A 9,419-nucleotide genomic window follows, 5' to 3' on the forward strand; every position below is an offset into this window, starting at 1 on the left:
AACCTTAGAAAGGAGTGAATATGGCGAAACATCCCTTATCACATCATGAAGAGCTACGCTTGGACTACCTGCGTAAAAATATTCACTACTTAAACGAGAAGGAAAAGACGGAGCTGGATTACTTAGAGTATCTTAAAAAGGGTGAGGAGCAAGTTATTGCGCCTTCGCCACTTGAGGAGGAGGCTTCTAATCTTCCAGAGTTTTCACTTGAGGATTCTTGGAGAGAGGTTGTGCCCCTTGTAGAGGAAGAGGAGCTCTTACCAGCCTATCCGACCTTGAGTCGAAAAGAAAGGTTAAAAAAATCTAAGAAAAATAAGGCGACTTCAGTAACTGAAGATAGTAGTAGTCAGCCACCCAAGAAACCTTTTTTCAAACGACTTTTAAGTTTTGTCTTCTGGGGATTACTGATATTGCTGCTTGCCTTGGGCGCTATGTTTGTCAAAGGGATGATTAGCGTGGATAACAAGCCTGCTACCGAACAATTTGCTGGTCAGGCGACACAGGATGGCATCAATATTTTAATCTTAGGAACAGATGGTCGAGTTGGACAAAGTACCGGTGAAACTCGAACGGATACTGTTATAGTCCTGAATGTCAATAATAGTAGCAATAAGATAAAACTAGTCAGCTTTATGCGGGATACGCTGGTTACTATCGGTGGAGAAGGTGACTACAAACTCAATTCTGCCTACACTTTTGGTGAGCAAAATGGTGGTCTTGGGGCTGAAAATGTTCGGCAGGTTTTGAAGGAAAATTTTGATATTGATATTCAATACTATGCCCTTGTTGATTTTGCGAGTTTTGCATCTGCTATTGATACGCTCTTTCCATCAGGTGTGGCCATTGATGCTCAATTTTCAACGATTGATGGTGAAACGGTGTCTTCTGTTGATGCACCCAACGACCTGCGTCTGGAGGAAAATGCACCAGCTTATCAAACCATTCAGGTCGGTCCACAGCAGATGGACGGGAAAACCTTGCTCAACTATGCTCGTTTTCGTTCGGATGACGAAGGAGACTTCGGTCGGACAAGGCGGCAACAAGAGGTTTTGGATGCAATTATTCAGCAGGCACAAGATCCCACAAAGCTCTTCTCTGGTGCTGAGGCGCTTGGAAAAATTTACTCTATGACCTCTACCAATGTCCCACTAGCATTTCCGTTGCTTCGTGGTCCAGGTATTTTGCTGGATGCACCTAATGGAATTGAACGAGTAACCATACCAGAAAACCACGATTGGATTGATGAGTATGATAATTATGGTGGTATGGGACTAAAAATTGACTTCTATAAATACCAAGAAGTGCTGAGAGAACTGGGTCTAAGGTAAGAATGCGCCAGTTTTCTTGTGAAATGTGCTATACTTAAAAGTGACTTCGGTCACTTTTTTCGTGACCTCATTTAGAAAGTAGAACAATGTTAGAAAAAAATCAAATTGTTGAAGTGGAAATTGTGGACCTGACCCACGAGGGGCAAGGAGTTGCCAAGCTAGATGGATTTGTCTTTTTCGTGGATAATGCCCTACCAGGTGAGCGTATCAAGATGAAAGTTCTAAAGCTAAAAAAGAATATAGGTTTTGGTAAGGTGGAAGAATGGCAGAGCTTCTCACCAGACCGTAATCAAGACCTGGATTTGACCTATCTGAGAACGGGTATTGCAGATTTGGGGCATTTGAATTACCCAGCCCAGCTTGAATTTAAGAAAAAGCAAGTTGAAAATAGTCTACGCAAGATTGCGGGCATTTCAGAAATAGAAGTAGAACATACTCTTGGTATGGACAGTCCTCTTGCCTATCGAAACAAGGCGGCAGTTCCTGTTCGTCGAGTTAATGGCCAATTGGAAACTGGTTTTTTCCGTAAGAATTCGCATGATTTGGTTCCGATTGAAGATTTTTATATCCAGCATAAGGAAATCGATGCCTTGATTCTTGCGACTCGTGACCTATTCAGAAAGTTAGATTTGAAGCCTTACGATGAGAAAGAACAGACAGGACTGATCCGCAATATCGTCGTTCGTCGTGGTCATTATTCGGGTCAGTTGATGTTGATTTTGGTCACAACTAGACCAAAGATTTTCCGTGTTGAAACCCTTATTGAGCGTTTGACAAGCCAGTTTCCAAATCTGGTTTCTATCATCCAGAATATCAATGACCAGAATACCAATGCGATTTTTGGACAAGAATTTCGTCTGTTGCATGGCAGTGAAACCATTGTCGACACCATGTTGGGTAATGAATTTGAGATTTCAGCTCCGTCATTCTATCAAGTCAATACAGAAATGGCGGAAAAACTCTATCAGACAGCTATTGATTTCGCAGAATTGTCGGCAGATGATATTGTCATTGATGCTTATTCAGGTATTGGGACTATCGGCCTGTCTTTCGCCAAACAAGTTAAGCATGTTTATGGTGTAGAAGTCGTGGAAAAGGCTGTCCTTGATAGTCAGAAAAATGCTGCTCGAAATGGGATTGACAATGCGACCTATGTCTGTGATAGTGCCGAATCTGCAATGAAAAAATGGGTGGCAGATGGTATTAAACCGACAGTCATCTTTGTCGATCCGCCGAGAAAAGGTTTGACAGAAAGCTTCATCAGGGCAAGTAGCTCGGTAGCTCCAGAGAAAATCGTTTACATCTCTTGTAATGCGGCAACTATGGCGCGTGATATTAAGCTTTATGAGGAATTGGGCTATAGATTGACCAAGGTGCGGCCAGTAGATCTTTTTCCAACCACACATCACGTCGAGACTGTTGCACTATTGTCCAAACTTGATGCTGAGCATCATATTAACATTGAAATTGATGAGGAAGATTTTAGTTCCATTAATATAAAAAAAGACGCAACATATCCAGAGATAATATAGAAAAAATAAACGAGGAGTATGTAAATGAGATCAGAAAAAGAAATGATGGATTTAGTACTTTCTTTAGCAGAACAGGATGAACGTATTCGAATTGTGACCCTTGAGGGGTCACGCGCAAATATTAATATACATAAAGATGAATTTCAGGATTATGATATTACATATTTTGTAAGTGATATAGAACCGTTTATATCTAATGATGACTGGCTTAATCAATTTGGGAATATAATAATGATGCAAAAGCCGGAGGATATGGAATTATTCCCACCTGAAGAAAAGGGATTTTCCTATCTTATGCTATTTGATGATTACAATAAAATTGATCTTACCTTATTGCCCTTGGAAGAGTTAGATAATTACCTAAAGGGCGATAAATTAATAAAGGTTCTAATTGATAAAGATTGTAGAATTAAAAGGGACATAGTTCCGACTGATATAGATTATCATGTAAGAAAGCCAAGCGCAAGGGAGTATGATGATTGCTGCAATGAATTTTGGAATGTAACACCTTATGTTATTAAAGGATTGTGCCGTAAGGAAATTTTATTTGCTATTGATCATTTTAATCAGATTGTTCGCCATGAGCTGCTGAGAATGATATCATGGAAGGTCGGCATCGAAACAGGCTTTAAATTAAGTGTAGGCAAGAACTATAAGTTTATTGAAAGGTATATATCCGAGGATTTGTGGGAGAAACTTTTGTCCACCTACCGGATGGATTCCTATGAAAATATTTGGAAGTCATTATTTATATGCCACCAATTGTTCAGGGAAGTGTCCAAAGAGGTAGCAGAACTACTGGGGTTTGATTATCCAGAGTATGGTAAGAACATAACAAGATATACCGAGGACATGTATAAAAAATATGTTGAAAATGACTATTTTTAAAGATTAGCAAAGATTATTAACCATAAGCAAGGGGTGTAAATGTATGGAAAGTACTGATGTTATAAATGAGATTAGAGGTATATTACCTCGTAACTCAATTGGAAAATATGATTTACTAACTATTTTTACACATAAAACCGTTTTTGATAAAATTGTAAAAGTACTATCATTGGATTTTCAAAATAAAGTAGATTATGTGGCTGCCCCAGAAGCAATTGGATGGATACTAGGCACTGCCATAGCCAAAGAACTTGGAGTGGGGTTTATTGGAGTAAGAAAAGGTGATAAGCTGCCATACGCAAAAGAAGAGATTATTTCGACACATTTTACCGACTATTCAGGTCAAGATAAAAGCTTTGAAATATCTAAGAGTTCTATTGTGAGGAACAAAAGAGTTTTGATTGTAGATGATTGGATAGAGACAGGTTCTCAAATGAAGGCTTTAATAGCTTTGTTAGAGAAATTGGATTGCAGCATTATTGGGTTGGCTACTATTGGGATTGATATAAATGAGGTTACTCAAAAATGGATAGACAGCAGTTTTGTAGCTTATATTGGCTCAAACATATAATAAACCGAAAGAAAATCTTGAATCAAAATTTTGGATGGCGTTAATTTACAATACAACGAAAGATGTTTACTCTTTTTTTTATAAATTTTAAGTCCCGCGTTGTAAAATGAAGTGCAACAAAAAAGACATGTTCGTCTGATATACTAGAATTCCCCAACTCAGTATAGAAAGCAGATGAACATGTCCAACACTCATTCTACCAGAAACTCATCCTATTCTCATCTCTCAGCCACAGAACGTGGTGAAATTGCTGCTTATCTTAAAATGGGAAAGAAACCAATTGAAATCGCTCGGCTTCTGGGTCGTCACCGGTCTACAATCTGTCGAGAAATCAAACGTGGTTCAGTAGATCAGGTACAGGATAAAAATGGGAAACGAACTTATTTCAGCGCCTATTTCGCTGATAGTGGACAACGTGTCTATGAGACCAATCGCCGAAAGTGTTCTTATCTCAAGTTGAAGGACTGCTCCGCTAGGTTCATTGAACAATTAGGAGATGCCTTGAAGGCTAACATCCGTCTCCATAGCGTAGATAGTTTTGTTCAGACTTATAAAGCAAGCCATCCTGAAGAAGTCGTACCCTCTACCAAAACGATTTATCGTTATATCAAAGAGGGGCTGTTAGCTGTTAAACCAATCGATCTGCCTAAGATGGTTAGTATCAGAAAACGTTCTAAGAAAGTCACGAAGATGAATCGGAAGACTTTAGGTAAGTCTATCGAAGAACGTCCAGAGTGTATCAATGACCGTTCTGAATTTGGGCATTGGGAGATTGATTTAGTTCTTGGCAAGAAAACCAAAGGTGAAGCAGTTATTTTGACCTTGGTAGAGCGCCAGACACGCTATGCACTGGGCGTTAAGCTAGAAGACAAACAGTCCCACACCATTAATAGTGCTGTAAGGCATCTCACCAGTCTGTATCCTATTGCATCCATCACAGCAGATAATGGTGCGGAGTTTAGTTTACTCTCAGACCTGGAAGCCGTTGATGTTTACTTTGCACATCCTTATTCTTCACATGAGAGAGGAACAAACGAGAACTTCAATGGTCTACTCAGAGAATATATCCCTAAAGGAGTCTCACTTAATTTACTAACCTCTGAAGAACTGGACAAGTATATCACTGCCATCAATGAGCGCCCCAGACGACTTCTTCAATATCAATCCTCGAAATTTCTGTTTGGGCTAGCCCAGACAGCTTAACCTCTGGATCTCTAGTTATCAATGAACTTGTTGCACTTGACTTGACAATGTGCGTTTTTCTTTTTCCAAATTTGATAGAGTAGTTTGCCATATTCTTGCACCCAACGATAAATCGTCGTATGAGAAACGTTAATGCCACGATCATATAAGATTTCTTGAACTTCACGATAGCTAAGGTTATAACGAAGATAGTAGCCCACGGCTACAATAATCACATCCTGCTGAAATTGCTTTCCTTTAAAATGATTCATCGTCATTCCTCCTGCTATCTTTTTCTATTATTCTACCTTATTTGATAGTAGATTTAAAACTTTGCAACAGAACCAGTCAACCCAACGGTGGGACAGCACAAAGTGATCCAAAAGCACTTGAAGCTGTACGAGGAGACCTTTTTGAAAACTCTATTCCAGGAGGTGGTGACGGTATGGGATATGCTTACGGCCAATGTACTTGGGGAGTCGCAGCCCGTATCAACCAACTGGGTCTAAAACTCAAAGGTAAAAATGGTGAGAAGATTCCAATTATCAGTACCATGGGCAATGGCCAAGATTGGGTGCGTACAGCCGCAAGTCTCGGTGGAGAGACAGGGACAAGTCCACAAGAAGGAGCTATCCTTTCCTTTGCGGGAGGAGGACATGGCACCCCAACAGAATACGGACATGTGGCTTTCGTCGAAAAAGTCTACCCAGATGGCTCATTCCTTATCTCCGAAACCAATTACAATGGCAATCCCAACTACACCTTCCGAAAATTATCTGGAGTGGATAGTAGCTTGAGTTTTGCTTATACGACGAAATAAAAAAGGATATGCTAACAAAATGAATAAATGTTAGCATATCTTTTGTGTTTTTTTGTCACGATTAATCAGAATTTATAGAAATGAGAACTGTTATGAGACGAATCATCTCATCAAGAACATCTGCAAGTGAAATCCCCTTTGTATAGCTATATTTTTTTGAATAATTTTGCCATTGTTTATTCTGAATAGGGTCAGATTTGAACCTTTCGAGTAGTTCAATAATCTTTTCAAAATCGAGTTCTGTTTCGCGATATGAAAATGTTCTCTGACAGGCATTTTTCAATTGAATGAAGTCAATGTCTTCTTTCTTCAGTTTTGAAAGAATATAAACATCGTAAAAATCTTTGCTTCTGCTGTTCAAGAAGTTGCGTGAATAGATGGTTTGAAGTTTTTCAGCTAGAATTGTTTCAATTGTATAAGCAATGATTGGAAAATTGTCTTCATCAAAAATAGCTTTATAGTTGTATGTAATCGGCTGAGGAGTTACAACATCACCTGTCGCAATATCCAAATGGATAACTTGTTTAATATTCTCAAGTTGGCACAAAATGGTTGCACGATAGCCACCATAGTCATCACTTTCTTTTATAGCTGTGATAGATTGAATTGTGAAAGAAATACCTTTTTCAGAATCTGCTAAAACTTCTTCAAGTTGCTGTTTAACAGTTTCTTCTGATAGTGTTATTTGATGGAATAAAAAGTCAATATCAACAGTGCTACGAGATTCAACTCCGATGACATTCGAAAGTAGGAATCCTCCTTTGAAGATATAGTGATTTGAATAAGAACTTTGACTTAATTTTTTCAAAATCACTTCAAGAAAGTAATAGGTCATCACGGAATTAAAGGTTAAACCAGTATTCTTTGATATTTTATGACAGAGTGCTGTTAATTTAGCTTTGTTCATATTAGAACCTCCAGAGTTTGTTTAACTTTTTCTAAAGTATTCATTTTTGTCGCATATTCATAGAGTTTTGCTAGATTTTTTTTAGGATAGTTCCCATAAGATTGAAGTGTCTTGACAAAGAGTTCGGAATCAATCTTTTCTCGATGTATTACAAAATCACAAATAATACGTTCAAAATCATATACCCTTACGTTGTTTCCCATAGGAGTAGGTACAGTAGTCATTCCCAGCTCGCTGTATTCTTTAGAGACAAAGTGAATATTTAGATTAGCTGGAGGAGTATTAAAGCGGTAGCCTCTAGGAACTGTCACATCAAAATATTGTGGAATTTCATCTGTAAACTGTTGTAGATACAGTGCCGAAATATAAGAGAAAATAGCCTTAGGAAAACGATATTGAAAGAAGTAGTATTCATCATAGTCTCCGTTTTGGGTTAGGAAAATACCTTTTTCAACTCGGAAGATAATGCCTTCTTTCTCTAGTCTTGTCAGATATATTGTTGGAATACCTAGTGCTTTACAATCTTTGTTTGTGACAATTCCATTGTTCTTTTCTATAAAATCGAGTAGAATCTCTTTTTTTGACATACGGCCTCCCACTTGTTGCTTTTACACTACAATTTTACAATATTTGTGGTATAAAAGCAACATTTTCTTTTCCCTCATTTTATTGTGATAACAAAATCAAGCCTTCTTTTTTATGATGGTATTGAACTTGGGCTACGAGCTGTACAAAAAAGAGAGTTTCTCCTAGAACGGAAAGTTCTTCGTCAAAACTCCTATTTTTGTCGTGCTCGCTTAACGCCCTCGTATCTAATAAAGAGTGACAGTTTGTTGCTACATAAAAAGAAAAGAAGGACTATTTATGACCAAAACATGTAATCATCACTTTCTTGTCAATCAAGAAAAAGGCGAGAAACACGTCTTTCGCAAGAGTAAAAAATATCGCACTCTATGTTCCGTTGCCCTTGGAACCATGGTGACGGCTGTTGTTGCTTGGGGAGGAACGGTTGCACATGCTGATGAAGTTACAACTTCAGTTGACACCACCATTCAACGAACGGAGAATCCAGCCACGAATTTACCAGAAGCACAACCAAACCCTGTATCTGAACAAACTGAAAGTATGGCATCAACTGGACAATCTAACGGTGCGATTGCTGTTACCGTACCACATGATACGGTAACACAAGCAGTTGAAGAAGCAAAGGCTGAAGGTGTTTCTACGGTTGAAGATAGTCCAATGGATTTAGGAAATACAAGATCTGCGGTAGAAACCAACCAACAAATTTCAAAAGCAGATGCAGATACCCAAAATCAAGTTGAGGCTATCAACGAAGTTACTGAAACCTACAAAGCTGACAAAGCAGCTTATGTGGATGAAAAAGCTCGCATCGAACAGGAAAATAAGGAGCTGTCACAGGCCTACGAAGGGGCCAACCAAACTGGTAAAGAGACAAATACTTGGGTTGATACCAAAGTCAAAGACCTAAAAACTCGGTATGCAGATGCTGATGTGACAGTAAAAGAACAAGTAGTCTCATCAGGAAACGGAACATCTGTACTGGACTATACAAACTATGGCAAGGCTGTTGAAACTATTCAATCAACTAACGAACAAGCTGTAGCAGATTATCTAACAAAGAAAACCAAGGCAGATGATATTGTTGCGAAAAATCAGGCCATTCAAAAAGAAAATGAAGCTGGACTTGCTAAGGCAAAGGCAGATAATGAAGCCATTGAAAGGCGTAATCAGGCAGGTCAAGCAGCTGTTGATGCTGAAAACCGTGCAGGTCAAGCCGCAGTAGATCAAGCTAATCAGGAGAAACAACAATTAGTTTCAGATCGTGCAGCCGAGATTGAAGCTATCACAAAACGTAATCAAGAAAAAGAAGCCGCAGCCAGAAAAGAAAATGAAGTGATTGATGCCTACAATACCAAAGAAATGGAACGCTATCAACGTGACTTGGCCGAGATTTCGAAAGGTGAAGAAGGTTATATTTCTGAAGCCCTTGCTCAAGCCCTCAATCTCAATAACGGTGAACCCCAAGCACAACATGGAGCAATTACCCGAAATCCTAATCAAATCATTTCAACTGGCGATGCCATGCTGGGTGGCTACTCAAGAATTTTGGATTCAACAGGATTCTTTGTCTATGACAGCTTCAAAACAGGTGAGACTCTTAGTTTTA

Annotated in this window: 8 protein-coding genes and 2 pseudogenes; 7 read left to right on the forward strand and 3 right to left on the reverse strand. The window is 38.9% G+C overall.

Translation table 11 applies throughout. The features are described from left to right. The first annotated feature begins 20 nt into the window (after window positions 1-20). The 5 genes from ACVC7T_RS08210 to ACVC7T_RS08230 all read left to right on the forward strand — a co-directional run bounded on the left by ACVC7T_RS08210 (window position 21) and on the right by ACVC7T_RS08230 (window position 5,522). Window positions 21-1,328 (forward strand): LCP family protein, encoded by a 1,308-nt coding sequence (locus ACVC7T_RS08210; RefSeq protein ID WP_394733237.1) that lies wholly within the window; start codon window positions 21-23, stop codon window positions 1,326-1,328. An 86-nt stretch (window positions 1,329-1,414) separates the two neighbouring features. Continuing rightward, window positions 1,415-2,860, forward strand: a complete 1,446-nt coding sequence (gene rlmD, locus ACVC7T_RS08215; RefSeq protein ID WP_394733849.1) for a 23S rRNA (uracil(1939)-C(5))-methyltransferase RlmD — start codon at window positions 1,415-1,417, stop codon at window positions 2,858-2,860. Window positions 2,861-2,884: 24 nt separating this feature from the next. Next, the gene (gene ant(6) / locus ACVC7T_RS08220) at window positions 2,885-3,748 is read left to right on the forward strand and encodes an aminoglycoside 6-adenylyltransferase (RefSeq protein ID WP_394733848.1); all 864 of its coding nucleotides are present in this window, start codon (window positions 2,885-2,887) and stop codon (window positions 3,746-3,748) included. A gap of 43 nt (window positions 3,749-3,791) precedes the next feature. Then, window positions 3,792-4,319, forward strand: coding sequence for a phosphoribosyltransferase family protein (locus ACVC7T_RS08225; protein WP_002294507.1), 528 nt, complete (start codon window positions 3,792-3,794; stop codon window positions 4,317-4,319). 180 nt (window positions 4,320-4,499) lie between these two features. Then, window positions 4,500-5,522 carry an IS30 family transposase gene (locus tag ACVC7T_RS08230; protein WP_447262770.1) on the forward strand — a complete coding sequence of 341 codons (1,023 nt, stop codon included), beginning with the start codon at window positions 4,500-4,502 and terminating at the stop codon, window positions 5,520-5,522. 53 nt (window positions 5,523-5,575) lie between these two features. On the opposite strand, the pseudogene ACVC7T_RS08235 reads toward ACVC7T_RS08230, so the two are convergent. Further along, window positions 5,576-5,773: pseudogene (locus tag ACVC7T_RS08235) on the reverse strand (IS6 family transposase); the annotation flags it as partial. 74 nt (window positions 5,774-5,847) lie between these two features. On the opposite strand from ACVC7T_RS08235, the pseudogene ACVC7T_RS08240 reads away from it, so the two are divergent. Next, window positions 5,848-6,321: pseudogene (locus ACVC7T_RS08240) on the forward strand (CHAP domain-containing protein); the annotation flags it as partial. A gap of 61 nt (window positions 6,322-6,382) precedes the next feature. Here the strand turns inward: ACVC7T_RS08240 and ACVC7T_RS08245 are convergent. Beyond that, window positions 6,383-7,228 carry a nucleotidyl transferase AbiEii/AbiGii toxin family protein gene (locus ACVC7T_RS08245; protein ID WP_447262768.1) on the reverse strand — a complete coding sequence of 282 codons (846 nt, stop codon included), beginning with the start codon at window positions 7,226-7,228 and terminating at the stop codon, window positions 6,383-6,385. Beyond that, complete coding sequence (locus tag ACVC7T_RS08250; RefSeq protein WP_000037239.1) at window positions 7,225-7,815, reverse strand: type IV toxin-antitoxin system AbiEi family antitoxin domain-containing protein; 591 nt, start codon at window positions 7,813-7,815, stop codon at window positions 7,225-7,227. Before ACVC7T_RS08250 ends, ACVC7T_RS08245 begins: the two co-directional genes overlap by 4 nt. 277 nt (window positions 7,816-8,092) lie before the next feature. On the opposite strand from ACVC7T_RS08250, the gene ACVC7T_RS08255 reads away from it, so the two are divergent. Next, window positions 8,093-9,419: putative cross-wall-targeting lipoprotein signal domain-containing proteiin (locus ACVC7T_RS08255; protein ID WP_447262769.1), on the forward strand; the 1,327-nt coding region annotated here is incomplete at its 3' end.

It is taken from the genome of Streptococcus sp. P25B114 (genome assembly GCF_053010325.1).

Excerpts from the sequence above, each read along its gene's own strand:
- ACVC7T_RS08250 (WP_000037239.1), bottom strand. The coding sequence starts at position 7,815 with ATGTCAAAAAAAGAGATTCTACTCGATTTTATAGAAAAGAACAATGGA.
- ACVC7T_RS08210 (WP_394733237.1), top strand. The coding sequence starts at position 21 with ATGGCGAAACATCCCTTATCACATCATGAAGAGCTACGCTTGGACTAC.
- ACVC7T_RS08225 (WP_002294507.1), top strand. The coding sequence starts at position 3,792 with ATGGAAAGTACTGATGTTATAAATGAGATTAGAGGTATATTACCTCGT.
- ACVC7T_RS08245 (WP_447262768.1), bottom strand. The coding sequence starts at position 7,228 with ATGAACAAAGCTAAATTAACAGCACTCTGTCATAAAATATCAAAGAAT.
- ACVC7T_RS08230 (WP_447262770.1), top strand. The coding sequence starts at position 4,500 with ATGTCCAACACTCATTCTACCAGAAACTCATCCTATTCTCATCTCTCA.
- rlmD (WP_394733849.1), top strand. The coding sequence starts at position 1,415 with ATGTTAGAAAAAAATCAAATTGTTGAAGTGGAAATTGTGGACCTGACC.